This window comes from Mycolicibacterium sp. Y3 (genome assembly GCF_051188035.1).
Classification (GTDB): Bacteria; Actinomycetota; Actinomycetes; order Mycobacteriales; family Mycobacteriaceae; genus Mycobacterium; species Mycobacterium fluoranthenivorans.
In genome coordinates this window covers 1679036-1705846 of sequence record NZ_JAVQLT010000001.1, presented here as the reverse complement: position 1 = coordinate 1705846, position 26811 = coordinate 1679036, and the positions used below count along the sequence as shown (strand labels likewise).

Genomic DNA, 26811 nt, shown 5'->3' with positions numbered 1-26811 from the left:
CCTCCAGCCTGACAGCGCCCGGTATGGCTCTTGTCGTCGTTCTGTGAAGGTTCGGTATAGGTCGCCCGCGTGCTCACGCCGGCAGCCTGAGGCGTTTGAGCATCAGCGCGTTGACCGCCACGATCAGGCTCGACCCGGACATCGACAGGGCGGCGACCTCGGGGCGCAGCACGAATCCGAACAGGGGCACGAGCACCCCCGCCGCGATCGGCAGCGCAATGACGTTGTACCCGATGGCCCAGCCCAGGTTCTGGCGCATCTTGCGCAGCGTGCCCCGCCCGATCCGCAGGGCCACCGCGACATCGAGCGGATCCGAGCGCATCAACACCAGATCGGAGGTCTCGATCGCGACATCGGTGCCCGCCCCGATCGCCACCCCGAGGTCCGCCTGCGCCAGCGCCGGTGCGTCGTTCACACCGTCGCCGACCATCGCGACTCGGGAATGTGCGGCCTGCAACTCGGCGATCTTGGCCGCCTTCTCCCCGGGCAGCACGTCGGCGATCACGATGTCGATGCCGAGTTGGCCGGCGATACGTTCGGCGGTGGCCTCGTTGTCGCCGGTGAGCATCGCGACCTGCACGCCCAGTTCATGCAGGGCTGTCACCGCCGCCGGGGACGTGGGTCGCGCAGCATCGGCGAGCGCGATCACCGCCACCAGTTGTCCGTCCACGGCCACCAACACCGCGGTCCGTCCTCCCGCGGCCAGCTCATCACGACGTGCGAACAGGGCACCGGAATCGACACCCTCCTGCGCCAGCAGGGCGCGGTTGCCCACCACCACCGTGCGGCCCGCCACCGTCGCCACCGCGCCGTGGCCGGGTACGTTGCGAAACCCGGTGAGGGCCGTGACGGGTGCCCCACGCGCACGCGCAAAGCTCACGATCGCAGCGGCCAGCGGATGTTCGGACTCCGTTTCCACCGCCGCCACCACGGCCAGCAGTTCGTCCTCGGCCATCCCGTCGACCACCAGATCTGTCACTTCCGGCTCGCCTTTGGTCAACGTGCCGGTCTTGTCCATCACCACCGCGGTGACACGAGCCGACATTTCAAGGGCGGTGGCGTTCTTGAACAGCACACCGCGTTTGGCACCCAATCCGGTGCCCACCATGATCGCCGTCGGGGTGGCCAGCCCCAAGGCGTCCGGGCAGGTGATCACCACCACGGTGATCGCGAACAGCAATGCGGTCTGAATCCCGGCACCGACGGCCCACCACACCAGGAAGGTGACGATGCCGCCGAGCAGCGCCACCAGCACCAGCCAGAACGCGGCCCGATCGGCCAGTCGCTGCCCGGGCGCCTTGGAGTTCTGTGCCTGCTGGACCATCGCGACGATCTGGGCCAGCACCGTGTCCGCGCCCACCTTGGTCGCGCGCACCCGAAGGGTCCCGGTGGTGTTGATGGATGCGCCCACCACCGCCGAACCGGGTCCCTTGGAGACCGGCAGACTTTCGCCGGTGACCATCGATTCATCGACTTCGGAGTTACCGTCCTCCACCGTGGCGTCGACGGGAATCTTTGCGCCCGGCCGGATCAGCAGCAGGTCACCGGTGGCGACCTCGGTGGTGGGGACCTCGACGGGCAGACCGTCCCGGATCACCACCGCCACCGGCGGGGCGAGCTCCAGCAAGGTGCGAATGGCGTCGTTGGCCCCGCCCCGGGCCCGCATCTCGAACCAATGCCCGAGCAGCACAAAGGTGGTCAACATCGAGGCGGCCTCGTAGAACACCTCGCCACCACCGGTCAGCGTGACGCCGACGCTGTAGAGCCAGCCCGTGCCGACGGCAACGGCCACCAGCACCATCATGTCCAGTGTTCTGGCGCGCAAAGCCCGCCATGCACCGTCGAAGAAGATCCAGGCCGAGTAGAAGATCACCGGCACACTCAGGACGAACCCGACCACGTCGTCCCGGAGCCCGAACGGGGCAGGCGCGGTGAAGCCCAGCATGTCGCGTCCCATCGGGGAATACAGCATGATCGGCACCGACAACACCAACGCCACCACGAACCGGTTCCGCATGTCGGCCACCATCGCCGCCATCGACATCGCGCCGTGGCCACCGTGGCCCATCATCGCATGTGGCGATACCGCCTCGGCGCCACCGGGTTCGGCCATCGGATCGCACACGTGCGCCGGCACCGATCGGCCCTGACAGTGAAAACCACAGTCGCGCAACCACTGCGACAGATCAGCCACCGAGGTGACCGCCGGGTCATAGGTCACGGTGGCCGTATTGTTGACGGTGTTGGCCTGCACCGAGGACACCCCCGGGCGGCGGAGCAACGTCGACTCGATCACCGCACCCGTGGTCGCCCAGTGCACACCGCCGACATCCAGCACCGTGGTCGTCAACACGACTCAAGCATCCCGGTCGCCGTTGATCATGATGTTCGATTCCGACAAAGATTCGATGAAGATTCGCCACAGCGGCCCCGCGGCAACCTGATCTGACTGGCCTCGTAGACGGAGCTTTCGCGCTACGGTTCTGCGGTATGTCCGGCTATCGCGAGCTCTTCGACACCAGCATCTCCGATCCGGCGGCATTCTGGGCCGAGGCCGCAAAGGCCGTCACCTGGACGCGCGAGCCGCAACGGGTCCTCGATGACAGCAACCCGCCGTTCTACCGGTGGTTTCCCGACGGGGAGCTCAACACCTGCGCCAACGCCCTGGACCGGCATCTGGACGAGCGTAGCGATCAGGCCGCACTGATCTACGACTCCCCCGTCACCGGTACCACCCGCACCTACACCTACCGCGAATTGCACGACCAGACAGCCCGATTCGCCGGAGTGCTGCGCAACCTGGGCGTGGCCAAGGGTGACCGCGTGGTCATCTACATGCCGATGGTGCCCGAGGCCGTCATCGCCATGCTGGCGTGCGCCCGGCTGGGCGCCGTGCACTCGGTGGTATTCGGCGGATTCGCCGCCTACGAGCTGGCTGCGCGGATCGACGATGCTCGACCGGTGGTCGTGGTGAGCGCCTCCTGCGGTATCGAACCCACCCGTATCGTCGACTACAAACCGATGCTGGATGCCGCGCTCGCGCATGCCGAGCACACCCCGAGCGCCTGCGTGATCCTCCAGCGCGAACAACAGCCCTGCGCACTGATCGACGGACGCGATGTCGACTGGGCCGACGCTGTCGCCACGGCCGAACCCGTGGGTCCGGTACCGGTGGCCGCCACCGACCCGCTGTATGTGCTCTACACCTCCGGCACCACAGGCAAACCGAAGGGCATCGTCCGAGACAACGGCGGGCACGCGGTGGCGATGATGTGGACGATGCGCCACATCTACGACGTCGAACCGGGTGACGTGTACTGGGCGGCCTCCGACGTCGGCTGGGTGGTCGGCCACTCCTACATCGTCTACGCGCCGCTGATGCTGGGCGCGACAACGGTGCTCTACGAGGGTAAGCCGGTCGGGACCCCGGATGCGGGTGCATTCTGGCGAGTGGTCGCCGAGCACCGCGTCAAGGTGCTGTTCACCGCGCCGACGGCGATCCGGGCCATCAAGAAAGAGGATCCGCACGGCGCCCGCATCAAGGACTACGACCTGTCCTCGCTGGCATCCCTGTTCCAGGCCGGCGAGCGACTGGACCCCGACACCTACCACTGGGCCGCCGACAAGCTCGGCATCCCCGTCATCGATCACTGGTGGCAGACCGAGACGGGCTGGGCGATCGCCGCCGACCCGATGGGCGTGCAGGTACTGCCGGTCAAGCCCGGGTCGGCGACGGTGCCGATGCCCGGTTACGACGTGCAGATCCTGCATTCGGACGGCGTCGTCGCCGAACCCGGCGAGGAGGGCGCGATCTGTATCAAACTGCCGCTGCCGCCTGGAACATTGCCCACGCTGTGGGGTGACGACCACCGCTATGTCGCGGCCTATCTCTCGGCGTTCAGCGGGTACTACCTGACCGGCGACGGTGGCTATCTCGACGAGGACGGCTACCTGTTCGTGATGGGGCGGACCGACGATGTCATCAACGTGGCAGGTCACCGGTTGTCCACCGGATCGATGGAGGCGGTGTTGGCAGAACACCCCGCCGTGGCCGAATGCGCGGTGATCGGCGTCGCCGATGAGATCAAAGGCCAGGTTCCGCGCGGCTTCGTGGTGCTCAAGGCGGGAGCGTCCGCCGATAATCTGGCCGCCGAACTCGTTGCGGCGGTGCGTGAGAACATCGGTGCCGTAGCCGTTTTCAAGTCGGTCGACGTGGTCCCGGCGCTGCCGAAGACCCGGTCGGGCAAGATCCTGCGCAAGACCATGCGCGGCATCGCCGACGGCCGCGACGAGCCGGTGCCGTCCACCATCGAGGATCCCGCGGTGCTGGAAGCCCTGAAGTCGATTCTGCGGCGGTAGCTACCCGGCGAGCCAGGCACGTTTGCGCAGCAGCCGCAGCCCGTTGAGCGCGACCAGGATGGTCGATCCCTCATGTCCGGCGACACCGAGCGGTAACGGCAAGTACCAGAACAGGTCCCAGACCACCAGTACTGCGATGAAGGTCGCGGCGATGGCCAGGTTGGCCAGCATTGTCCGCCGGGCTCGCCGGGCCAGTGCCACCACGGCCGGGATGGCGTTCAGTTCATCGGCGATGATGATGGCATCGGCGGTCTGCAAGGTCAGATCGGCGCCACGGCCGCCCATCGCGATCGAGGTGTGCGCGGCGGCCATCGCCGGCGCATCGTTGACGCCGTCGCCGACCATCAGCACCCGGCCCGGCAGACCGCGCACGATCTCGACCTTGTGTTCGGGCAACAGGCCGGCGTGCACCTCGGCGATACCCACCTGGTCGGCCAGATGCGCAGCGGCGCAGCGATTGTCACCGGTGATGAGCACCGGTTGCCGGCCGCTGAGGGCCGCCAGCGCGCCGACCGCGGCGGCCGCGCCGGTACGCACCGTGTCGCGCAGCCCCAGCACACCGGCCACCGTGTCGTCCACGACCACCACCACCGCGGTCGCGCCGGACTCCTCCAATCGCCGCACCGCCGAGAGCTCGCCCGGCACCGCCGCCGGGTTGAGCACCTGCACCCGCGTGGCCTCAACGGTGGCCTGCACGCCCCGGCCAGGAAGGGCCAGGAAATTCGCGGCCGCCGGCACGGCGATCCCGCGCGCCCGCGCCGCGCCGGTCACCGCGCGCCCCAGCGGGTGTTCGCTGTCCTGCTCGGCGGCGGCGGCCAGGCGCAACACCTGCGTCTCGGTGTGGCCGGCGGTGACCTCGACGCAGGCCAGCCGCGGCCGGCCCGAGGTGAGCGTGCCGGTCTTGTCGAAGGCGACGATCTCGACCTCGGCCAGATGTTCCATGGCCACAGCGGATTTCACCAGCACCCCGTGCCGGCCGGCATTGGCGATCGCGGACAACAGGGGCGGCATGGTGGCCAGCACCACCGCACACGGTGACGCCACGATCATGAACGTCATGGCCCGCAACAACGCGCCCTGCAGATTCTCGCCGAACGCCAGTGGCACCGCGAACAGCGCCAGCGTGGCCACCACGACGATGACCGAATAGCGCTGCTCGACCTTCTCGATGAAGAGCTGCGTTCTGGCCTTGGTCGCCGACGCTTCCGCCACCATGGCGACGATCCGGGCCACCACACTGTCGGCGGGGTCCCGGAGCACCCGGACCCGCAACGCCCCGGCACCGTTGAGGGTGCCGGCGAAGACCTCGTCACCGGCAAGTTTGGCCATGGGTACCGGTTCTCCGGTGACGGAGGACTGGTCGACATCCGACGCACCGTCCACCACGATCGCGTCGGCGGGGATCCGCTCCCCCGGCCGCACCAGCACGAGGTCGCCGACGCGCAGCGCTTCGGCCGGAACCACCTGCTCACCGCCGTGCTCGTCGAGTCGCACGGCCCGCTCGGGGGCCAGGTCCAGCAGCGCGCGCACCGAATCCGCGGTGCGCCGGGTGGCCAGGTCCTCCAAGGCCCCCGACGTCGCGAAGATGACGATCAGCAGCGCACCGTCGAACACCTGCCCGATGGCCGCCGCGCCGATGGCCGCCACGATCATCAGCAGGTCCACATCGAGGTGCCGGCGTCTCAGTTCGGCCAGCCCGTCGCGGGCCGGCATCCACCCGCCCGACACATAGCCGCCGAGATAGGCAGTCCACCAAACGAATTCGGGCGCGTCCAGAAGCTGGGTCGCCAAACCGGCGAGAAACAGGGCCAGCGCAAGGGCCGCCCACCGCACCGACGCCACGGTCCATATCGCCGGGCGGCGCACCATCGGGTGCGCCGCGGGATCCCGCACCGCCATGTCCGTCATCACCCATACATCTAAACATGTAAAGATTTAAATATGTCAAGTCCGTTTGGCTCACCGTGCTTGAATGGATGAATGGGACACGGAGTCGAAGGCCGTACCGCACCCGCGGCATCGCTGGATCCCGTGTCGGCGGTCAAGGTCGCCGAAACGCTGCAGGCGCTGGCCTCCCCCAACCGGTTACTCATTCTCACCCGGCTGCGCCAGTCGCCGTGCACCGTCACGGACCTGTCGGCGGCCGTGGGGATGGAACAGCCCGCGGTGTCCAATCAGCTGCGCCTGCTGCGCACCCTCGGCCTGGTCGCCGGCGACCGGTCCGGCCGCAACATCGTGTACCGGCTCTACGACGGGCACGTCGCCCAGTTGCTCGACGAGGCTGTCTATCACATCGAGCATCTACGGCTCGGCGCCCGCGACACCGGATAGCCACAACACCCCGCCTGACAAGGCAATTCGATGCCGGGAGCCTTTATTTTCCGGTCCAGCCGAACTATGGTGAGGTGGTCATATGTTGATATTCCACCGAGTCCGATACCGGACACCGAGGAGCTGAGCAGCATGGTCGAGCGCGTCACCCACCGAGCCGGATCCGGATGCACCTGTCATTGCAACGCGTGCGATGGCGGCCACCACTGCGGGAATCCCCCCAACTGCAATATCAGGCGCTGACCCCCCAAGGCGGTGCCTTCACCGGTCAATGGACCGGTGAAGGCACCGTTCTGGTTTGCGAGGCTCACCACCTCTGCGTGATAGCCGGTCCACCGCCCCTACGACAGGGGCATCGACGAGTTTGCTACCGGAGCATCCGTCGGCCCGAAAATGCTGCGCGACATCACCGTTTGAATCCGCCTGATTCCCGGGGACCGTTCCCCGGGAGGTTAAGTGCCTGCTAATTTCGCACACAGGGCGGCCCCACGGGGGGAGTCGCTCACGACTTCAGGAGTGGAACACGGTGAAGTTCACGACCATCACAGCGGGGTTCGCCTCGGCAGCCATTGCCGCCGCAGGAGCGTTCGCTGCATTCAGTGCACCCATCGCGACCGCCGACAACCAGACCACCACCTCGCAGCTGGGCAGCCAGGCCACACTGACCAACGGCGACATCGTCCAGGGCTGGACGCTGACCGGTCTGAAGGTCAGCACCGACACCATCCCCTACCAGCCGCACGGCACCCTGTGGGAAGCCACCGCCACCAATGAGGCCCTGCAGGGCAATGTCACGCCGATCGTGTCGAACTTGAACGCCCGCGCCCAGAACGGGGACACCTACCGCGCGCTGTTCGGTGTCGCCACCGCGCAGGGCGTGAACCCCTCCACCCTCTCGCAGGGCGAAAAGACCACCGGCAAGGTGTATTTCGATGTCACGGGGCAGGCCCCCGACAGCGTGGTGTACGCCAACGCCGACGAGGACCTGATCGTCTGGCTCAAGCCCGCACCGGTGCAGAGCCCGGCCACCGGATCGGCTCCGCGGGCCCGCCAGGCACCGGCCACCACCAGCACGCCGGCCACCTCGACCAGCGCCACCCCCACCACCAGTGCAGCGCCGACCACCAGCGCGGCACCCACCACCTCGCCGGCCACGACCACCGAGCCGACCACCCCGGGCGCACCCACCACGGCGGCCACCCCGGTCCCGTCCGGTAGCGCGGGAACCCCACTGCCCGCCGATGCCGTGCCCGCGCAGGCCCCGGCCGGCAGCGCCGGCACCCCGCTGCCCACGGGTGAGGTTGCGCCCGCCCTGGTCCCCGCCGGTACCCAGCCCGCCCCGGCCGCTGCTGCCGAGGCCGGTGCCGCGCAGGTGCCGGCCCCGGCCGAAGCCGTCCCGGCACCCGGCGGAAGCGCGGGCACGCCGCTGCCCGCCGGCGCCTCCCCGACGACGACCGTCGTGGTGCCGGCCCCGGCCGGCTGATCAGCTACCCGCAGGGTCGCTCAGGAGTGTGACGTCCACCAGGCGTAGATGTGGTCGAGCGTCGGACCTCCTGGGCGGCCCTGCACCACGCTGAACAGTTGCTTGTCGATATCGCTCCAGGCGAGCATCGGGTTGTCGCCCTGGATGCCGCAGACCAGCGTGCCGCTGACCTCTTGTGGTGACGCATTGTGGCGCCACGGCCCCGGCGATTGGATCCGGCCGGGACAGTCGACCACGGTCGAGGTGTTCGTGAGCTCCTTGATGGCCTTGTCCAGAGCGGCCGAGTCGACCAGCAAGGAGTACGTCGCCGAGACCGGCCCGCCCGGGTCGGAGTTGGCCGTGCACGCCATGGTGGCCAGTGCACCCTCCAGCCGCGCCACCGGCGTGCAGGTACCGGTCGGGTAACCCGCCGGAAGCGCGCGCAGCAGCCGGGAATTGGGGTCACTCGGCGGTGCACTGGTGGTGGACGCCGCCGTCGAGCCCTGGTTCGGCGCGGGCGCCGCCGGGGCAGCGGAATCACCGGAGGGCCGCAGCAGCAGGAAGGCCGCGCCGGCTCCGACGGCCACGACGGCGGCCACCACGCCGACGATGACGCCTGGGCGCGGGCCGCGCCGCGTGGGCGCAGGCCGCGGAATCACCGGCGGGGGTGCTCCGTTCTCCCATGACCCTGGCGTACTCACCCGGCCTCGCTCCTCACTCCGCGATGGACAGCGCGATGCCGTCCAGGATGTCGTGTTCGCTGACAACGAGTTCGTCGATCCCGGCGAGATCGCCCAGCACGTCCGCCAGTTCCTCGACGACGATGGCACCGCCGGCGATCACATCGGCCCGGCCCTCGTGCATCGGCCCCAGCGCAAGACGCTGTGCGGCACTCATCCGGATCAGGTTGTCGCACACCTCCAGCAGATCGCCGAATCCGGTGCGGGACAAGTGAATAACGTCAGGGTCATACTCTTGCAGACCGTGCGCCAGCGCGGCGAGGGTGGTGAACGTCCCGGCCACTCCCACCCAGGTACGAGCCTGCCCGACCGGTACCTCCCGCAGCGCCTCGGCCAGCCGTTCACGCACCATGGCCCGAGCCTCACCGATCTCGGCCGCAGTCGGCGGATCCGTGTGCAGGCAGCGCTCTTTGATGCGCACGCAACCGATGTCCGCCGAGTAGGAAGCCTGTACCCGGGCGGAACCGAGGACCAGTTCGGTGGATCCACCACCGAGGTCGACCACCACGAAAGGCCCTGCGTCAGGGTCGAGTTCACCCACGGCCCCACGGAACGAGAGCTCCGCCTCCTGGGTTCCGCTGATCACCTCGGCCACCGATCCGGGGATCACCTGGCCCAGCAGCCGCGCGGTCATGGCGAAGAATTCGTCCCGATTGGCCGCATCGCGGGCGGCCGAGGTGGCCACCATCCGCACCCGCTGCACCCCGTGTTCGCACATGGTCGCCACGTAGTCGGTGAGCGCTGCTTCGGTGCGCGCCAGCGCGGCCGGTGCGAATTCACCCGTCGCGTCGACACCTTCACCGAGCCGCACGATCCGCATCTCACGATGCACATCACGCAGGCCGCCCTGCACCACGTCGGCGACCAGCAATCGAATCGAGTTGGTGCCGCAGTCGACGGCCCCTACTCTCAAGCCCACGCTCACGTCCACACCTTCGGGTCGAGGATCCCGGCCATACCGGGTTCGGCCGCCAACACCGCCAGCGCTTCGTCACCGAACGGGTTCACACCGGGTCCCTTGGCCAGCGCGTGGGCCATCACCACATGCAGGCATTTCACCCGGTCCGGCATCCCGCCGCCGGTGAACGTGGTGCCCAGCGACTCGATGGCGTCCCGTTCGGCCAGATAGGACTCGTGCGCGCGGAGGTAAGCGGCGGCGAGCTCGGCATCCGAGGCGAGCCGTTCGCTCATATCCCGCATCACCCCCGAGGACTCCAACCGGCTGGCGGCCGCGGTGAGGGCGGGATGGGTCAGGTAGTACAGCGTGGGGAACGGGGTGCCGTCGGGAAGGCGTGGCGCAGTCTTCACGACGCCGGGCTCTCCGTTGGGGCAGCGGTAGGCGATCTCCAGGACACCGCGCGGCTCGCGACCGAGCTGGCGCGCAACGGCGTCCAGATCGGCCGGCTCAACCACCGGCGGGCGGGGTCGGGGGCACGGGCAGGGTGTCCGGCGCGGGCGGGGGCGCCTCGGGCGCGGGGGTCATGACCGGCGAAATACCATGCGGCTCATCGGCAATGGTGTGCCACAGCGAGGTGTACCACGGGTCGGTCGACTTCACGGGCGCATTCTCCGCGCCGGGGGCCGCGGGCTGCGCCGCCGACGGCGGCAGCTGCACCTGATAGGGGATGTCGCCGGGCATGACGAAACCCAGTCGCTCCCGCGCCTGGGCGGCGATGAACACCGGATCGGCAAGTTTCACTTTTTGCTGCTCAAGTTCTTCGATCTGCGAACGTAGTTGTGTCTCGGCGGCTTTGAGCTGATTCATCTCGGCCCGCTGCGCGAAGTAGGTGCGTACCGGCCCGGCGATGGTGAGCGTCAGCACACACACCACCACGGCCAGGATCGCCGCCCGCCGGGCGGCCGAACCGAAGTGCTGCTCGGACTGGTTGTCCAGCGCTTCGGTGGCCGCCCTGCGGATCGACTCGGCGACGCTGTCCGCGACCGGTTCGACCGGCTCGGCAGCGTCCTGCCCCGCCTCGGCCGGACGCGGCTCGATCCGACGCGGAACGGCACGCGAGCGGGCGGCACCCGGCTTGCCCGGCCGTGGGGCCGGGCCGCGCCGCCGCTGATCGGGCCGTTTCGCGTCGGGCATAGGACCGAAGCTACTGGCTCGCAGGCGAGAAGCGCGGGAAAGCCAGGTCCCCGGCGTAGCGCGCGGCGTCGCCGAGGGTCTCCTCGATACGCAGCAGCTGGTTGTACTTGGCCACGCGCTCACTGCGGGCCGGGGCGCCGGTCTTGATCTGGCCGCTGCCCACCGCGACCGCGAGGTCGGCGATGGTGGTGTCCTCGGTCTCACCGGAACGGTGGCTCATCATGGTGCGGTAGCCGCTGTTGTGCGCCAGCGCGACGGCGTCCAGCGTCTCGGTCAGAGTGCCGATCTGGTTCACCTTCACCAGCAGCGCGTTGCCCGCACCCTTCTCGATGCCCTCTTCCAGGCGCTCCGGGTTGGTGACGAACAGGTCGTCGCCCACCAGCTGGACGCGGTCGCCGATGGCGGCGGTCAGCGCCACCCAGCCGTCCCAGTCGTCCTCGGACAGCGGGTCCTCGATGGAGACCAGCGGATATTCGTCGAGCAGCCCGGCGTAGAACTCGGCCAGCTGCGCCGCGGTGCGGGTCTCCTTCTCGAAGGCGTACCCGGTTCCGTCGGTGTAGAACTCGGTGGCCGCCACGTCCAGCGCGAGCGCGATATCGCTGCCCACCTTGAAGCCGGCCGCCTCGATGGCCGAACCGATGAGATCGAGGGCCGCCCTGGTGCCGGGCAGATCGGGCGCGAAGCCGCCCTCATCACCCAGACCGGTGGCCAGACCCTGCTTCTTGAGCACGGACTTGAGCGAGTGGTAGACCTCGGCGCCCCAGCGCAGCGCCTCCTTGAAGGACGGTGCACCGATCGGCGCGATCATGAACTCCTGCACGTCGACCCCGGTGTCGGCGTGCGCCCCGCCGTTGATGATGTTCATCATCGGCACGGGCAGGATGTGCGCGTTGGGCCCGCCGAGGTAGCGGAACAGCGGCAGCCCGGCAGCCTCGGCGGCACCCTTGGCCACCGCGAGGGACACACCGAGGATGGCGTTGGCGCCGAGCCGGGACTTGTCCGGCGTGCCGTCCAGATCCAGCAGCGCCTGGTCGACGAGCCGCTGGTCGTCGGCGGCCAGGCCGATGACGGCCGGGGCGATCTCGTCGAGCACGGCCTCGACGGCCTTCTCCACGCCCTTGCCGCCGTAGCGCGATCCGCCGTCCCGCAGTTCGACCGCCTCATGCTCACCGGTCGACGCGCCCGAGGGCACCGCGGCGCGGGAGATGGTGCCATCGATCAGGGCAATCTCGACCTCGACGGTGGGGTTACCGCGCGAATCGAGGATCTCGCGGGCTCCGACCTGTTCGATGATGGGCACGGGTTCCTCCTGGGAGTGACGGACTGGGCTGACGGTTCATGCGCTCAACCAAGAGCCTAAAGGTTGATCCTCGGCGCGGTGTGCCCCAGTCATGCACTACAGGGAATGCCCGGCGGCGTACGCGGTCGCCCAGTCCCGGACCGAGCGGGCGTACTGGTCGGACAGGTTGTAGGCGCGCAGCGCGTCCATCCAGCCCCGCGGGGTCGACAGGTCCTTGCCGCGCCAGCACAGATAACCCGCCGCCGAGAGCGCGGCGTCGTCGATGTTGTCCGGGCTGACCACGCCGTCGTTGTTGGCATCGACGCCGTACAGCCGCCACGTCTCGGGGATGAACTGCATGGGGCCCATCGCGCGGTCCATGGTGGAGTCGCCGTCCAGCGCACCGCCGTCGGTATCGGGGATCTTCAGGTTCCCCATGGTGCCGTCCAATTGGACGCCTCGGATGGGCGGCCGCACATCACCATTCGGCGCGACCGTGGCCCCGCGATAGGTGCCGTGATGACTCTCGACCATTCCGATACCGGCCAACGTGGGCCAGGACAGGTGGCATTTGGGGTTCTCCACTTCGGCGACCCGGGCGGCGTACGCATAGGCCTCCAGCGCCGTCACCGGGATCCCCAGAGCCGGTGCGCGTTGGGCCGCCCAGGCGTGCAGGGGGTCGGCCGGCCGGCCGGCCGCGTGGGTGTCGACCTGCGGGACGGGATCACCCGCCGGCGGCGGCACGCCGTCCGGGATCGGGATGCCCGTCTGCCAGGAACAGCTCGAGGCCATCAACAGGGCCGTCGCGCCGATCACCGCGACAGCCCGTAGCCAACGCACTGGCGACACCGGACTCCTCAAACCGTTTCACTTGGTGCCATCGTCCCACGCGCCGGCGGCGATCCCATTCAGTCACACGACCGTCCCCCACCGAGACCGCCCCTGATAAGGTACGCCACACCTATCTTTGGCAAGGCAAAGCTTGGGTGCGAAATTGGGTAGCGAGGACGACTGAATGACGGCATCGGCAGAACTTCCGGCCAGCGTTCTGGCCGCTGCACCCAATATCACCTCACAGCTTTTCGGCAGCGGGCTCATAGGTCTGCGCGAAGGCCTGGAAACCAGCATCGTCGTGTCGATTCTGATCGCGTTCCTGGTCAAATCCGGCCGCCGCGACGCACTCAAGTGGGTGTGGCTGGGCGTGGCCGGGGCCATCGCGATGACTCTCGGGGTGTTCCTCACCATCCAGTTCAGCGCCTACACGGTGTCGGGGCTGGGTGCCGAGGCCATCGCCGGGGTGGCCTCGCTGGTCGCCGTCGTCATCGTCACCACCATGGTGCTCTGGATGAAATCCGCGGCGGCCAGTCTGTCGGGCGAGTTGAAAACGGGGATGGCCCGCGCCCTGGAGACCGGCGGGCTCGCGGTCACGAGCCTGGCCTTCCTGGCCGTGGGCCGCGAGGGCGTGGAGACGGCGCTGTTCATGGTCGGCTTCGCCGAGGCCGAGACGCTCTGGCCACTGGTCGGCCTGGTGGTGGGCGTGCTGATCGCCATCGCCATCGCCTACGCGATGTACGCCGGAGCGGTCCGCATCAACCTGGCCACGTTCTTCAAGTACACGGCCGTGTTCCTGATCCTCGTCGCCGCCGGCATCCTGTCCTACGGCGTGGGCGCCCTGCAGACCGTCGGCTGGCTGCCGGGCCTGGGCAGGAAGGCCTTCGACATCAGCTCGTGGTTCAACTGGTCGTCCTGGTACGGGCAGGTGATCCAGGGCGTCTTCAACGTCACACCCACCCCCACCGTGCTGCAGTTCGGGGCGTGGCTGGCCTACCTGGTCCTGGTGCTCGCGGTGTTTCTGCGGCCCACCAAGGCGCCGGCCGCATCGGGTGACGCCCCCACGCCCGACGACACGTCGGCCGAATCGAACACCGACGCCCGAATCGAACACTGACACGGTCCCGGCTCCGGAACCGTCCGCCACCGCAGAAAAGCATCGAAAGGTCGACCACGTGAACAATCGCACCGCCCTGACAGCAGCGCTGTTGGCCGGGCTTGCCCTGGCCGGGTGCACCGCGAAGGAAAGCGCCAACAGCAGCGATCCCGCGAAGGCCGGCGGGCCGGCGGAGATCACCGTCACCGCCTCCGACGACAAGTGCGAGCTGTCGGGTACCGAGGGCAAGACCGGTGCGACGACGTTCAACATCACCAACAACGGCACCAAGGTCACCGAGTTCTACGTGTACGGCGAGGGCGAGCGGGTGATGGGCGAGGTGGAGAACATCTCCCCCGGGCTGCAGCGCAAGCTGATCGTCCAGCTGGCCGAGCCGGGCACCTACCAGACGGCGTGCAAGCCGGGCATGATCGGCGACGGCATCCGCGGCGACTTCAAGGTCACCGGCGACACCGTGCAGGTCGACACGCAGGGCAAGTTCAAGGAAGCCGCCGACAACTACAAGCGGTACGTCAACAGCCAGACCGACGCGCTGATCCCGGCCACCCAGCTGTTCGTCGACGCCGTCAAGAAGGGTGATGTCAACGCGGCCAAGGCCCAGTACCCGATCGCCCGTACCTACTACGAGCGCATCGAGCCGGTCGCCGAGTCCTTCCCCAACGATCTGGACCCGCGTATCGACCTGCGCGAGGCCGATCTGGAGCCGGGCCAGAAATGGACCGGTTTCCACGCCCTGGAGAAGCAGCTGTGGGTCACCGGGTTGCAGCCCGACGCGAATGCGCTGGCCGACCAGCTGCTCGCCGATGTGAAGGAACTCGACGCCGGGGTCAAGGCGCCGGACTGGACCATCGACTCCACCAAGATCGCCGGTGGCGCGCAGGGTCTGCTCGACGAGATCAGCGCCAGCAAGATCAGCGGCGAAGAGGACATCTTCAGCCACACCGACCTGTGGGATTTCAACGCCAACGTGCAGGGTTCGCAGACCGCGGTGGCCTCGGTGCGGCCCATCCTCGATGAGCGCAACCCCGACCTGGGCAAGCGGGTGGACGAGCAATTCGCCAATGTCGAAGCGCTGCTGGCGAAGTACCACAAGGGCGACGGCTTCGTGCTCTACGACACCGTCACCGAACCGCAGCGCCAAGAGCTGTCCCGCGCCATCGACGCGCTGTCCAAGGAGGTAAGTCAGGTGCAGGGTGTCATCGCACCCCAGTAACCCCGAAGGCGGTCCGGAAGTACTCGTCGTGGACACCCCGCGCCAGGGGCTTTCCCGGCGCAAACTGTTCGGCGCAGCGGGTGTCACGGCCGCAGTCGTCGGCGCGGCCGGCGCGGGCGCACTGGCCGGGCGCGCCTCGGCCACCAGCACCCGCGGCGGCGACTGGGAACCTCATGGCGCGGTGCCGTTCCGCGGCGAGCGGCAAGCCGGCATCATCACCGAGGCCCAGGACCGGATGCACTTCTGCACCTTCGACATCATCACCGACAAGCGCGACGACGTGGTGGCGATGCTGCAGGAGTGGACCGCGATGGCCGAGCGGATGACCAGGGGCGAGGATGCCGTCAAGGACGGCGCGGTCGGCCTGAACCCCTACGCGCCGCCCGCCGATACCGGTGAGGCCCTTGGCCTTCCACCCTCACAGCTGACCCTGACCATCGGCTTCGGCCCGACCTTCTTCGTCAAGGACGGTAAGGACCGGTTCGGCATCGCCGACAAGAAACCTGTCGACCTGGCTCCGCTTCCCAAGCTCACCAACGAGAATCTGGACCCCGCCAGGTGCGGCGGCGACATCTGTATCCAGGCCTGCGCCACCGATCCACAGGTGGCCGTGCACGCGGTGCGCAACCTGGCACGGGTGGCCTTCGGCACGGCGGCGGTGCGGTACTCGCAGCTCGGTTTCGGCCGTACCTCGTCCACCACCCGGGACCAGTCCACCCCGCGAAACATGTTGGGATTCAAGGACGGGACCAACAACCTCAAGGCCGAAGACACCGACAAGCTCAATCAGAACGTGTGGGTGGCCGACGGTGACGGCCCGGACTGGCACACCGGCGGCACCTATCTGGTGACCCGGCGGATCCGCAACCGGATCGAGGCCTGGGACCGGACCACCCTGCTAGAGCAGGAGCGGGTGATCGGCCGCACCAAGGGCACCGGTGCACCGCTGGGCTACGACGACGAATTCGCCCCGCTGGACTTCGACCTCAAGAACGCCAAGGGCGAACCGATGATCGACCGCGACGCCCATGTGCGGCTGGTGCATCCCGACCACAACGGCGGCATCGAATTGCTGCGCCGCGGTTACAACTTCACCGACGGCTCCGACGGCTACGGGCATCTGGACGCGGGGTTGTTCTTCATCGCGTTCACTCGCAACCCGAAGACGCATTTCGTCCCGGTCATCTCCAAGATGTCGTCCGACGCGCTCAACGAGTACATCTTCACCAACGGCACAGGTGTGTTCGCCTGCCCGCCCGGGCTCAAGGACGGCGACAAAACCGGCTATTGGGGTTCGGGCATCTTCGCCTGATCTCCGCCCGGTAAAGTCCCGCCGATGACCACGCCGAACGCCCGCGCGCTCTGGTTGCGCGGCGGGCTGGTCGGCGGGAGTTCTGCGGTGATGGCCACCTCGGCCCACGCGGGCGCGGCGGGAGCCGTCCCGCACGGCGCCGCGCTGGTCGCGGCGCTGCTGGTGTGCGCCACCGCCGGAGCCGCTGTTGCGGCGGTCGACGTGGCCGGCCGCTGCACCCGGGGCCTGACGGTGTTCACCGCGCTGTGCGCCGCACAGTTCCTCAGCCACGTCGCGCTGGCCGTGACCGGCGGCCACCACCACGCCGGTGCCGCGTTGGGCCTGACCCCGGCGATGATCGCCGCCCATACCGCCGCCGCGGTGGTCCTGGGCCTGTCGATCGTGGTGGTCGAACACCTCTACACGGTCTGCGCCACCCTGCTGACCTGGCTGCGCCTGTTCGCGGTCGGCAGCTCCAGACCCACTCCGCCGCCCGTTCAGCGGGCCGAGCCCGTCGTCATCCGCCCCGTGCTGCTGCGCCCGGGGTTGGGTATGCGCGCGCCGCCGCGCACCTTCGCGTAACGGTCACCACTCCGCACCCGACACCGCATGGCCTCGTGGGCTGCGGTGGTACGCGTTGCGCGCATCTCTGCGCGCCCCACACACTTTCGCAGCGATTCAGAGAGTCACGACATGACCCTTCCCGAAGAAATCTCGGTACCCGAAAACCCGACCGCCCCACCACCGCCGCGGCGCAGCTGGCGCCCGCTGCTCATGCGGCTGCACTTCTACGCCGGCATCCTGGTGGCCCCGTTCATCGTCGTCGCCGCCGTCACCGGCGGGCTGTACGCGATGGCTCCGACCATCGAACGCCTCGCCTACGGCGACCTGCTCCGTGTCGAGCCGTCCGGCCGGCCGGTGCCACTGGCCGATCAGGCCGCCGCCGCCCGCAACGCGTATCCGCACCTGGCCATGACCGGGATGCGGCCCTCGGCCGAGACGGGTGAGTCCACCCGGATCTACTTCGCCGATCCCGCCCTCGACGAGGAATTCCGGCGGGCCGTCTTCGTCGACCCGTACACCGCCCGGGTGCTCGGCGACGAGCCGACCTGGCTGGGCTACCTACCGGTCAGCACCTTCCTGGACGGGCTGCACCGCCACCTTCAGCTCGGTGAGCCCGGCCGGATCTACAGCGAGGTCGCGGCCTCATGGCTGTGGGTGGTGGCGCTCGGCGGACTGTGCCTGTGGCTGTTCCGCCGCAGCCGTGTCTTCACGGTGGCTCGCGGACTCAAGGGCCGCGCCCGCACGCTGAACTGGCACGGGGCCACCGGGGTGTGGCTGCTGGCCGGTCTGCTGTTCCTGTCGGCCACCGGTATCACCTGGTCCACCTACGCCGGAGCCCACGTCAGCGATATCCGCACCGCACTGAATTGGCAACGGCCCACGATGGATCCGGCGCCGACCTCGACGGCCACCGTCGATCCGGCCGGCATCGATTACGACGCGGTGGTGCACGCGGCGGCAGGCGCCGGGGTGCGGCTGCCGGTCGAGGTGGCCCTGGCCCCCGAAGCCGGTGCGGGTGTCACCGTGACCGAACAAGACAAGCCCTACCGGCTGACCACCAACGCCGCCACCGTGGATCCGGCCACCGGTTCGGTGATCAGCACGCTGGACTACTGGCGGGACTACTCCGTGGTGGCCATGCTCGCCGACTGGGGGATCCGGGCACATATGGGCCTGCTGTTCGGTCTGCTCAATCAGCTGGTCCTGCTCGGTATCGCAGTCGCGCTGGTGGCCGTCATCGTCGGCGGGTACCGGATGTGGTGGCTGCGCCGCCCGACGCGCGGGTCGGCGTGGGCGGTCGGCAGGGCCCCGCTGCGGGGTGGACTGCGCAAGCTCTCCCCGTGGGCAGCCGGCACACTGGTGGTCATCGCGGTGGCACTCGGCTGGTTCCTCCCGCTGTTCGGGATTCCGTTGGCGGCCTTCGTGATCGTCGATCTCGGCATCGCCGCGATCACGCGCGGGAAGGCCGGGTCCGATGCGTAGGCGGCTGGCCATGCTGATGCTGGCCCTGTTGATGGCCGGTTGCGCCACTCCGCATCCGGAACAGCCGATGGCTGCCGAAGTCACCGTCCGGGACCAGTGGGCCAGCGCGGCCGACTCCGGAATGGCGGCGCTGTTCGGCACTTTCGCGAACAACGGCCACCACGAGGCGCGGATCGTGTCCGCCACCTCGCCGGTCGCGGGCCGGGTCGAGGTGCACGAGGTCACCGCCGATGCCAACGGCACCAAGACCATGCACCCGAAACCCGGTGGCCTCGTGATACCGCCGGCCGGGACGCACGATCTGGTACCCGGTGGCGATCATCTGATGCTGATGGATCTCAAGGCACCGCTGTCCCCGGGTGCCGATGTGCCGGTCACGGTGACGTTCGAGGACGGTTCCACCCTTGACGTCACCGCGCAGATCCGCGATTTCGCCGGCGCCAACGAGCACTACCAATCGCATGGCTGAGATGAACCGGCGGCGCCTCCTCACCGGGGGCGCCGCCGCGCTCGCCGCCGGGGCAGCCCTGACTCAGAGCGGTGCGGCCCGATCAGCCACGCCGCAGGGCGGTTTCGGCACCTCCGTCGAACCGTTCCGCGGAACGCACCAAGCCGGGATCGCCACCGCGGCGCAGGCCCACGCCTTGTTCATCGCGCTCGACCTGGTGCCCGGCGCAGGCCGGGATCAGTTGACCGCGGTGCTCAAGTTGTGGAGCGCCGACGCCGCGCGGCTCACCCAGGGGGTGCCGGCCCTGGCCGATACCGAACCCGAACTGGCACTGCGCCCGGCCCGGCTCACCGTCACCGTCGGACTCGGGCCCGCGGTGTTCGTGCGGGCCGGGCTGGCGCACCGGCTGCCGGCCACGGTGTACGAGATGCCCGGGTTCGGTACCGACCGGCTCGATCCGCGGTGGTGCGGAGGAGAATTGTTACTCCAGCTCTGCGCCGAGGACCCGGTGGCGCTGGCGCACGCGGCCCGGGTGCTGCTGAAGAATGTGCGACGCTTTGTCGTACCACGGTGGCGGCAAAGCGGATTCCGGCATGCCGCCGGGGCCGACCGGTCTGGAGCCACCATGCGGAACCTGATGGGTCAAGTCGACGGCACCGCGAATCTGCGGAAGCCGGCCGAATTCGACCGGCACGTCTGGGACGACGGCGGCCGGCAGCCGTGGTTCGCCGGCGGCACGGTGCTGGTGCTCCGGCGAATCCGAGCAGAGATGGACGCCTGGGACGAATTAGACCGGGAGAGCAAGGAATTCGCGGTCGGTCGCCGCCTGGACACCGGTGCGCCGCTGACGGGAGAACGCGAGTCCGACCAGGCCGATCTCACCGCGCAGGTCGGTGGTATCCCGGTGATCCCCCCCAACGCGCATATCGCCCTGGCCCGGCACCGGACTGAGGACGAGCTGATGCTGCGGCGGCCGTACAACTACGACGACCCGCCGCCACCGGGCGCCACCACCGACAGCGGGCTGCTCTTCGCGGTCTACCAGCGCGACCCGGGGCGGAGTTTCGTGCCGGTGCAGCGCCGGCTCGCGGCTGCCGATGCGTTGAACCGATGGGTCACCACGATCGGTACCGCGACGTTCGCGATCCTGCCGGGTACCAACGGCGGCTATCTGGGGCAGTCGTTATTGGACTGACCGCATCAACGAGGCCGCGGTCACGGAGTGGCCGCTTGCGCGACACATCGGTAATTCGCTGCCCCGAACGATCCGTCACTGTGCCGTGTATCCGCCATCGACCCGGATGGTGGTTCCCGTGACGTAACCGGCATCGTCCGATGCCAGGTAAGCGACTGCTGCCGCAACGTCCTGCGGTGCCGCCAACCGCCCCGCGGGTATCGCCGACACGACATCGCGCTCGGTGCCGGCGGGATCTGGCAGATCAGCCAGCCAGGCATCGAAGAGCGGCGTCTTCGTCATCCCGGGCGCGACCTCGTTCACCCGGATCCCTCGGGGCGCCAGTTCAACGGCCGCCGTCAGGGTGAGTGCGTGTATCGCACCCTTGGACGCGGCGTACACGGCCATCGTCGGCACGCCTGCATAGGCCAGCCGGGATGTCACATTGATGATCGAACCGCCGCGCCCATCCATGGACCGCACCGCAGCCTGCATCATGGCGATGACGCTGAATGTGTTCACCTCGAATACTTTTCGGATATCGGCCAGCTCGGCCGACTCGAACGCCGCGGTGTGGTCGAGCGCCGCATTGTTGACCAGCCCGTCGACGGCACCGAACGACTCGACACATGCCCTCAGCACCACATCGGGCGCCTCCGGATCGGTGAGATCGGCCGCAACGAACTCCACGCGGTCGCCCAAGGCGTGGACCAGATCCCGTCCGCGACCGGGGTCCCGGCCCGTCACCAGGACGCACGCACCTTCGGCATGCAGTCGCAGCGCCGTCGCCCAACCGATCCCGGAGGTTGCTCCGGTGACCACGACGGCCTTGCCGTCGAGGCGGAGCGTCACTGAAGCTTGGCCGCGATCTCACGGGCACCGGCAATCACCCGGGCGCCCGCATGCTCCAGGTTCTCCGGATCCAATCGGTGTGTCAGGAAGCTGATGCTCAGCGCATAGCGGGAGGATCCGCCGTTGGGTGCGGGCACGGCTGCGGCCACACAGGTCAGTTCCTCCGCCGCCTCTTCGCGATCGACCGCGAAGCCCTTTTCGCGGATGTCATTGATCTCGGTTGCCATCTTCTTCATCGATGTGATCGTGTGGCTGGTCAACTCGGGCAGCCCGGCCGAGGCGACGATGTCCCGCCAGACGCTGTCCGGCATCGTGGCCAGGAGCGCTTTGCCCAATGCAGAGGCGTGCCAGGGATCGGTCTGCCCGACGTCACTGACCTTGGTGACCGCTCGTTTGCCCTCGACGACGTCGAGGATGACGACGCTGCGGTCCTTGTGTGCGGCGAAGTTCACCGTCTCGTTGAATTCGTTCATCAGGCGCTCCATGGTGGGTAACACCGCATCGGCGGGAACCTGATTGGAGAACGCCCGCTGCCCGAGCCGGAAGATCTCCCAGCCCAAGCGGTATTGGTTTGCATTGAACCGTTCGACGTAGCCGAGCGCGGACAGACTGTTCAGATACCTCAGCACGGTGGCTTCGTTCAGCTCTGTGCGCCTTGATATCTCGGCCAGATTTCCAACCTCGGAATCCGCCACCGCTGTCAGGATTCTGGCCGTGCGCTCGACACCGATCAGAGTGGACGGTTTCTCGGCAGCCGCTGTGGTTTTCACTCAGTGAAGGTTACCAGCATCCAGCGAAACCAAACGAACCGTCGCTTCCTGTTGACAGACGGTCCGCCGACTCCCACATTTCACTCAGCGCAGATGATTGTCACCCAGTGAAATATTGATATGCGCTATCCATTACCCGAAGGAGACGCGATGCCCACCGCAGCCGACAGCCGCACACCCAAGGTCGACGGAGCCGCCATCCTGGCTTCGCAAAACCTCCTGGCGGCCGACGACTACGCCCTCACCCCGTCGGTGAAGGCATTCGACGACGGCGGGAAGTACCGATTGGAAATCTCTGGGGTGGAACGTCTTTCGACTCTGCAGGCATTGCTCGACGAAGCGGACAAGCAAGGCGTCTTCATTCATCGCATCATCGCCTTCGGTGGCGGCACCACGCTGCTCACCACCGGAGAGCTGAGCGACGTCGCCGCCCTGGCGGCCGAGAACGACATCGAACTGATCGCCGTCCCCGGCCCCCGCACCGGCTGGGATCTCGGGCGTCAGGCACTCAGCAGCGAGGGCCAGGCGGGTGGACGACGGGTGCGCGGCCTCGACAACGTCCGATACCTGCTTGATGACTACCTCAGGATCTTCGCCACCGGTATCCGCGGCGTGCTGGTGTGGGACGAAGGTGTGCTCGACATCCTGAACAAAGCGCGTGACGCCGGCCAGATCCCCGCCGACGCCAAGTTCAAGATCTCGGTCTACGCCGGCCACGCCAACCCTGCCTCCATCAGGATTCTGCAGGACCTCGGCGCGGACAGCGTCAATCCGGTCGGCGATCTGAGCCGCCCCATGCTCGCGGCCATCCGGCATTCGATCGACATCCCGCTCGATGTCTGGGCCGAAACCTTCGAATCCTTCGGTGGGATGAACCGGCTCTGGGAGGCCGGCGATATCGCCCGCGTCGCCGGGCCCGTCTACTTCAAGATCGAGCCCGGTGAATCAGAGGCCGTCATGTACAACGGCTGGGTCCGGCCCGAGTTCCACGAGGAACTCATCCGGCACAAGGTTCGCCACGCTGCCATCCTGAACGAACTCGTCCAGCGCAGCGCCCCCGATGTCACGGTGTCACCCAATCCCCGCAGAGCCGCCCACGCTCTGTCCCACTGACCCCGCGGCACCCGAAACTGACGAACAGAAGGAAGAAGTGACCCATCGTCCACGGGCCGCGATCATCGGCTCAGGCAATATCGGCACCGACCTGTTGGTCAAGTTGCGCCGCTCGGAAGTCCTCGACGTCGCCGCGATGGCCGGAATAGACACGGCCAGCGACGGTCTCGCGCGAGCGGCGGCGCTCGACGTGACGGTCACCGCTGACGGCGTGGACGGGCTGCTGCGGCTGGCCGTCTTCGACGAGATCGACGTGGTGTTCGACGCCACCAGCGCCGATGCCCACCACGTCAACGATGCGAAGCTGGCGCCGACCGGTAGACGCGTCATCGACCTCACTCCCGCCGCCATCGGGCCGTTCGTCGTCCCCGCCGTCAACATGGCCAGCCTGACCGGCCACCGCAACCTCAACATGGTCACGTGTGGCGGTCAGGCCACCATTCCGGTGATCGCAGCCCTGGCAGGTGTCACCGATGTCCACTACGCCGAGATCGTGGCGTCCATCTCGTCGCGGTCCGCGGGTCCGGGAACGCGGGCCAATATCGACGAATTCACCGCCACCACAGCACGCGCCATCGAGACCGTGGGCCGTGCTGCCCGCGGCAAGGCGATCATCGTGCTGAACCCCGCCGAGCCGCCGATGCTCATGCGCGACACCGTCGCCGCACTGGTGTCCGCAACGGACGACGCGGTGATCACCTCGGCGGTCACCGCCATGGTTGCCGGTGTCTCCCGCTACGTGCCGGGATACCGACTTGCCCAGGAGGTCTTGATATCTCCTGTGCCACAGCGTGATCCACGACGCAGACTGGCCGGGGCCGCCTGCCGGGATGCCGATCTGGTCCAGGTGACGGTATTCCTCGAAGTGACGGGTGCTGCCGACTACCTGCCCGCCTACGCGGGCAACCTGGACATCATGACCGCCGCTGCGGTCCAGGTCGCCGAAGGCATGGTCGGTCTCGGCGCACTTCCGGAGCCGGCGCGATGACCGCCGAGATATACGTCCAGGACGTCACGCTTCGCGATGGCATGCATGCCGTCGGTCATTCCTTCAGCCTCACCGACGTCAGGCGTATCGCCGGCGCTCTCGACAGCTCTGGGGTGGCTGCCATCGAGGTCGCGCACGGCGACGGATTGGCCGGTGGCAGCCTGACCTACGGAGCCGGCGCACATGGCGACACCGACTGGATCGCGGCCGCCGCCGACGTCATCCAAACAGCGCGGCTGACAACACTTCTCATCCCCGGCATCGGCACCCTGGACGATCTGCGGGCGGCGGTCGACCTCGGGGTGCGCTCGGTACGGGTCGCCACCCACTGCACCGAAGCCGATATCGCCCGCCAACATATCGCGACCGCCCGCAACCTGGGCCTCGATGTCGCCGGGTTCCTGATGATGTCGCACCTCAGCCCGCCCGATCGGCTGGCCACCCAGGCGAGAATCATGGAAGATGCCGGCGCGCAGTGTGTCTATGTCACCGACTCTGGCGGTCGGCTGACCATGACGGGCGTCCGGGACCGGGTCCGGGCCTACCGCGACGTGCTGGCGCCGACGACGTCGATCGGCGTGCACGCACACCATAATCTCGCTCTGGGAGTGGCCAATTCGCTCACCGCGGTCGAGGAGGGCGCGCATCGCGTCGACGCCTCACTCACCGGACTGGGCGCGGGGGCAGGCAACTGCCCGTTGGAGGTGTTCATCGCCGTCGCCGAACTCAACGGCTGGAATCACGGCTGCGATCTGTACGCCCTGATGGACGCCGCCGACGATATCGTCCGACCCCTACAACAGCGGCCCGTGCGCGTCGACCGGGAAACGCTGACACTCGGGTTCGCCGGGGTGTACTCCAGCTTCCTGCTGCACGCCGAACGCGTCGCAGCCGAGGTGGGCGTCTCGACCCGCGACCTGCTGGTCGAGGCCGGCCGCAGGTCGATGGTCGGCGGCCAAGAAGACCTGCTCATCGACCTCGCACTCGAGATGAGGAGGTGAGCTAACTCTTCACCCAATCTCCGGTTCGCAGAAGAGGTTGGTTTCCCCGCGAAACATCAGCTGCCCATTTCACGAGAGATGAACGACCATGGAGAACGTCACCCAGTCACTACCGCCACAGCGGCCCTCGACGACGGCGTCGTCGTCACCACCCGGCACGTCACCGCCTGTCGGGCGGCGAAACCACGGACTCAAAGAGAACAGTCTCGGCGTGCCGAGCATCTTCTTCTACATCATCGCCGCGGCGTCACCGCTGACTGTGGTGGTGGCGCTGTACCCGATCATCATCGGGTCAGGCAACGGAATCGGTATGCCGGGAGCGTTCGTCATCGCCGCGGTGGTGCTGATGATCTTCGCGGTCGGCTACGTGGCGATGAGCAGACACGTCACCAATGCGGGCGCCTTCTACGCCTATGTCACGCTCGGCCTCGGCCGAATCCCCGGGTTGGGGTCGGCCTCGCTGGCGATCTTCGCCTACAACGCGATTCAGGCCGGGCTGTACGGCGGCTTCGGCTACTACGCAAGCGAGTTGATCAACCCCAGACTGGGGGTGAACATCCCCTGGTGGGCCTATGCATTCGTCGCCCTCCTGCTGTGTCTGGGCCTTGGTGTCCAGGGGGTGCACTCAGGAGCGAAGGTGCTCGGGGTGTTCATGACGCTGGAAGTCACGATGATCACCATCCTGAGTGCGTTCAGTCTCTTCGGCGATGCCGTCCCGGTGTCCGACTTCTCGCTGCAACCGTTCGCACCCAGCGTGGTGTTCGGCGGCGCCCTCGGTGTCGCGCTGATGTTCGCCCACGCGTCCTTCATCGGTTTCGAGGGTTCCGCGATCTACGGCGAGGAAGCACGTGACCCTGCCCGCACCATCCCCCGCGCGACCTATCTGTCGATCGCCTTCATGGGCATCCTCTACGCGGTCTCGGGCTGGCTGATCATGAACGCGCTGGGGCTGGACAAGGTGGTCGGCATCGCCAACGAGACCGGTGGCAACTTCATCTTCGCGGCCAGCGACGCCATCATCGGGCACAACATCTCGCTGATCTTCCAGGTGCTGATCGTGACGGCGACGTTCGCGGCGATCGTCACCTTCCACAACAACGTCGCGCGGTACATGTTCTCGCTCGGCAGGCAGGGCTTGGTGTGGAAGCCGCTCGGGTGGACGCTGCCGCAACGACAGACGCCGTGGGTGGCTGCCATCGTGCAGAGCGTCACCGTCGGGATCGTCATCGCCTTGTTCGCCCTGTTCGACCAGGATCCCTTCGCCACGCTGTTCACCTGGGCGACCGGTATCGGCACCATCGGCGTGATCTTGTCGCAGCTGATCGCCGGCGTCGCCATCTTCGTCTTCTTCCGCAGATCCGACGTCGACAAGCGCAAGTGGAATACCGTCATCGCCCCGATCCTCGCGGTGATCGGACTCGGCGCGTTCTTCGTCCTGACACTGAACAGCCTCGACATCCTGCTCGGTGTGCACGGCGTGATGGCGGCCTTGATGGTCTCGTTGGTGTTCCTCGCCCTGTTGGCGGGCCTCGCTTACGGCGTCTATCTGCGAGTCGCCGCACCGGCGCGTTATGCACTCGTGGGACATGCGCTCAACGAGCGCGACCTCGACGACCCCGCGCCCGAAGCGCTCTAGCACCCCGACAGTTTTTCGTTCGCCGTGCCCGACCACCCGTCGTTAGGTACATTTGTCCGCATCGATGC

Annotated in this window: 24 protein-coding genes; 14 read left to right on the top strand and 10 right to left on the bottom strand. The window is 67.9% G+C overall.

What is annotated here, in order from left to right; genetic code table 11:
* Positions 1-73 precede the first annotated feature (73 nt).
* Complete coding sequence (locus QN239_RS08430; protein ID WP_499009488.1) at positions 74-2353, bottom strand: heavy metal translocating P-type ATPase; 2280 nt, start codon at positions 2351-2353, stop codon at positions 74-76.
* A gap of 137 nt (positions 2354-2490) precedes the next feature.
* Between QN239_RS08430 and QN239_RS08425 the strand changes: the two genes are divergently transcribed.
* Complete coding sequence (locus QN239_RS08425) at positions 2491-4359, top strand: propionyl-CoA synthetase (protein WP_499009486.1); 1869 nt, start codon at positions 2491-2493, stop codon at positions 4357-4359.
* On the opposite strand, the gene QN239_RS08420 is transcribed toward QN239_RS08425, so the two are convergent.
* Entirely contained in the window at positions 4360-6258 is a 1899-nt protein-coding gene (locus QN239_RS08420; RefSeq protein WP_499016671.1) for a heavy metal translocating P-type ATPase, read from the bottom strand.
* An 81-nt stretch (positions 6259-6339) separates the two neighbouring features.
* On the opposite strand from QN239_RS08420, the gene QN239_RS08415 reads away from it, so the two are divergent.
* The gene (locus QN239_RS08415) at positions 6340-6690 is read left to right on the top strand and encodes an ArsR/SmtB family transcription factor (RefSeq protein WP_090362468.1); all 351 of its coding nucleotides are present in this window, start codon (positions 6340-6342) and stop codon (positions 6688-6690) included.
* A gap of 526 nt (positions 6691-7216) precedes the next feature.
* Complete coding sequence (locus tag QN239_RS08410; protein WP_499009485.1) at positions 7217-8173, top strand: MPT63 family protein; 957 nt, start codon at positions 7217-7219, stop codon at positions 8171-8173.
* 20 nt (positions 8174-8193) lie between these two features.
* Here the strand turns inward: QN239_RS08410 and QN239_RS08405 are convergent, their stop codons facing one another.
* The 6 genes from QN239_RS08405 to QN239_RS08380 form a co-directional block, all read right to left on the bottom strand.
* Positions 8194-8853: a hypothetical protein gene (locus QN239_RS08405; protein ID WP_499009483.1), complete on the bottom strand. Its 660-nt coding sequence runs from the start codon at positions 8851-8853 to the stop codon at positions 8194-8196.
* Between the two features lie 13 nt (positions 8854-8866).
* Complete coding sequence (locus tag QN239_RS08400; protein WP_499009481.1) at positions 8867-9817, bottom strand: Ppx/GppA phosphatase family protein; 951 nt, start codon at positions 9815-9817, stop codon at positions 8867-8869.
* On the bottom strand, positions 9814-10305 hold the full coding sequence (locus QN239_RS08395; RefSeq protein WP_499009480.1) for a DUF501 domain-containing protein: 492 nt from the start codon (positions 10303-10305) through the stop codon (positions 9814-9816). Before QN239_RS08395 ends, QN239_RS08400 begins: the two co-directional genes overlap by 4 nt.
* The gene (locus QN239_RS08390; RefSeq protein WP_499009478.1) at positions 10298-10984 is read right to left on the bottom strand and encodes an FtsB family cell division protein; all 687 of its coding nucleotides are present in this window, start codon (positions 10982-10984) and stop codon (positions 10298-10300) included. Before QN239_RS08390 ends, QN239_RS08395 begins: the two co-directional genes overlap by 8 nt.
* Before the next feature lie 10 nt (positions 10985-10994).
* The gene (eno, locus tag QN239_RS08385; protein ID WP_263987805.1) at positions 10995-12284 is read right to left on the bottom strand and encodes a phosphopyruvate hydratase; all 1290 of its coding nucleotides are present in this window, start codon (positions 12282-12284) and stop codon (positions 10995-10997) included.
* A 96-nt stretch (positions 12285-12380) separates the two neighbouring features.
* Complete coding sequence (locus QN239_RS08380; RefSeq protein WP_499009475.1) at positions 12381-13112, bottom strand: lytic transglycosylase domain-containing protein; 732 nt, start codon at positions 13110-13112, stop codon at positions 12381-12383.
* A gap of 166 nt (positions 13113-13278) precedes the next feature.
* On the opposite strand from QN239_RS08380, the gene efeU reads away from it, so the two are divergent.
* The 7 genes from efeU to QN239_RS08345 all read left to right on the top strand — a co-directional run bounded on the left by efeU (position 13279) and on the right by QN239_RS08345 (position 20404).
* Positions 13279-14211: an iron uptake transporter permease EfeU gene (gene efeU / locus QN239_RS08375; protein WP_499009473.1), complete on the top strand. Its 933-nt coding sequence runs from the start codon at positions 13279-13281 to the stop codon at positions 14209-14211.
* A gap of 58 nt (positions 14212-14269) precedes the next feature.
* Positions 14270-15424, top strand: a complete 1155-nt coding sequence (efeO, locus tag QN239_RS08370) for an iron uptake system protein EfeO (RefSeq protein ID WP_499009471.1) — start codon at positions 14270-14272, stop codon at positions 15422-15424.
* Positions 15405-16736: an iron uptake transporter deferrochelatase/peroxidase subunit gene (efeB, locus tag QN239_RS08365; RefSeq protein WP_499009469.1), complete on the top strand. Its 1332-nt coding sequence runs from the start codon at positions 15405-15407 to the stop codon at positions 16734-16736. Before efeO ends, efeB begins: the two co-directional genes overlap by 20 nt.
* Before the next feature lie 24 nt (positions 16737-16760).
* On the top strand, positions 16761-17297 hold the full coding sequence (locus QN239_RS08360; RefSeq protein ID WP_499009466.1) for a hypothetical protein: 537 nt from the start codon (positions 16761-16763) through the stop codon (positions 17295-17297).
* A 111-nt stretch (positions 17298-17408) separates the two neighbouring features.
* Positions 17409-18761: a PepSY-associated TM helix domain-containing protein gene (locus tag QN239_RS08355; RefSeq protein ID WP_499009465.1), complete on the top strand. Its 1353-nt coding sequence runs from the start codon at positions 17409-17411 to the stop codon at positions 18759-18761.
* A complete protein-coding gene (locus tag QN239_RS08350) occupies positions 18754-19230 on the top strand; it encodes a copper chaperone PCu(A)C (RefSeq protein WP_499009463.1) in 477 nt (158 codons plus the stop codon). Before QN239_RS08355 ends, QN239_RS08350 begins: the two co-directional genes overlap by 8 nt.
* On the top strand, positions 19223-20404 hold the full coding sequence (locus QN239_RS08345) for a Dyp-type peroxidase (protein ID WP_499009460.1): 1182 nt from the start codon (positions 19223-19225) through the stop codon (positions 20402-20404). Before QN239_RS08350 ends, QN239_RS08345 begins: the two co-directional genes overlap by 8 nt.
* Positions 20405-20479: 75 nt before the next feature.
* On the opposite strand, the gene QN239_RS08340 is transcribed toward QN239_RS08345, so the two are convergent.
* Entirely contained in the window at positions 20480-21235 is a 756-nt protein-coding gene (locus QN239_RS08340; RefSeq protein WP_499009458.1) for an SDR family NAD(P)-dependent oxidoreductase, read from the bottom strand.
* Complete coding sequence (locus tag QN239_RS08335) at positions 21232-22005, bottom strand: IclR family transcriptional regulator (protein WP_499009457.1); 774 nt, start codon at positions 22003-22005, stop codon at positions 21232-21234. Before QN239_RS08335 ends, QN239_RS08340 begins: the two co-directional genes overlap by 4 nt.
* A gap of 150 nt (positions 22006-22155) precedes the next feature.
* On the opposite strand from QN239_RS08335, the gene QN239_RS08330 reads away from it, so the two are divergent.
* The 4 genes from QN239_RS08330 to QN239_RS08315 all read left to right on the top strand — a co-directional run bounded on the left by QN239_RS08330 (position 22156) and on the right by QN239_RS08315 (position 26743).
* Entirely contained in the window at positions 22156-23118 is a 963-nt protein-coding gene (locus QN239_RS08330) for a hypothetical protein (protein WP_187096764.1), read from the top strand.
* Between the two features lie 37 nt (positions 23119-23155).
* Positions 23156-24106: an acetaldehyde dehydrogenase (acetylating) gene (locus QN239_RS08325; protein ID WP_499009455.1), complete on the top strand. Its 951-nt coding sequence runs from the start codon at positions 23156-23158 to the stop codon at positions 24104-24106.
* A complete protein-coding gene (gene dmpG, locus QN239_RS08320; RefSeq protein ID WP_499009453.1) occupies positions 24103-25107 on the top strand; it encodes a 4-hydroxy-2-oxovalerate aldolase in 1005 nt (334 codons plus the stop codon). Before QN239_RS08325 ends, dmpG begins: the two co-directional genes overlap by 4 nt.
* Positions 25108-25195: 88 nt before the next feature.
* The gene (locus QN239_RS08315; protein WP_499009451.1) at positions 25196-26743 is read left to right on the top strand and encodes an APC family permease; all 1548 of its coding nucleotides are present in this window, start codon (positions 25196-25198) and stop codon (positions 26741-26743) included.
* Positions 26744-26811: the final 68 nt, after the last annotated feature.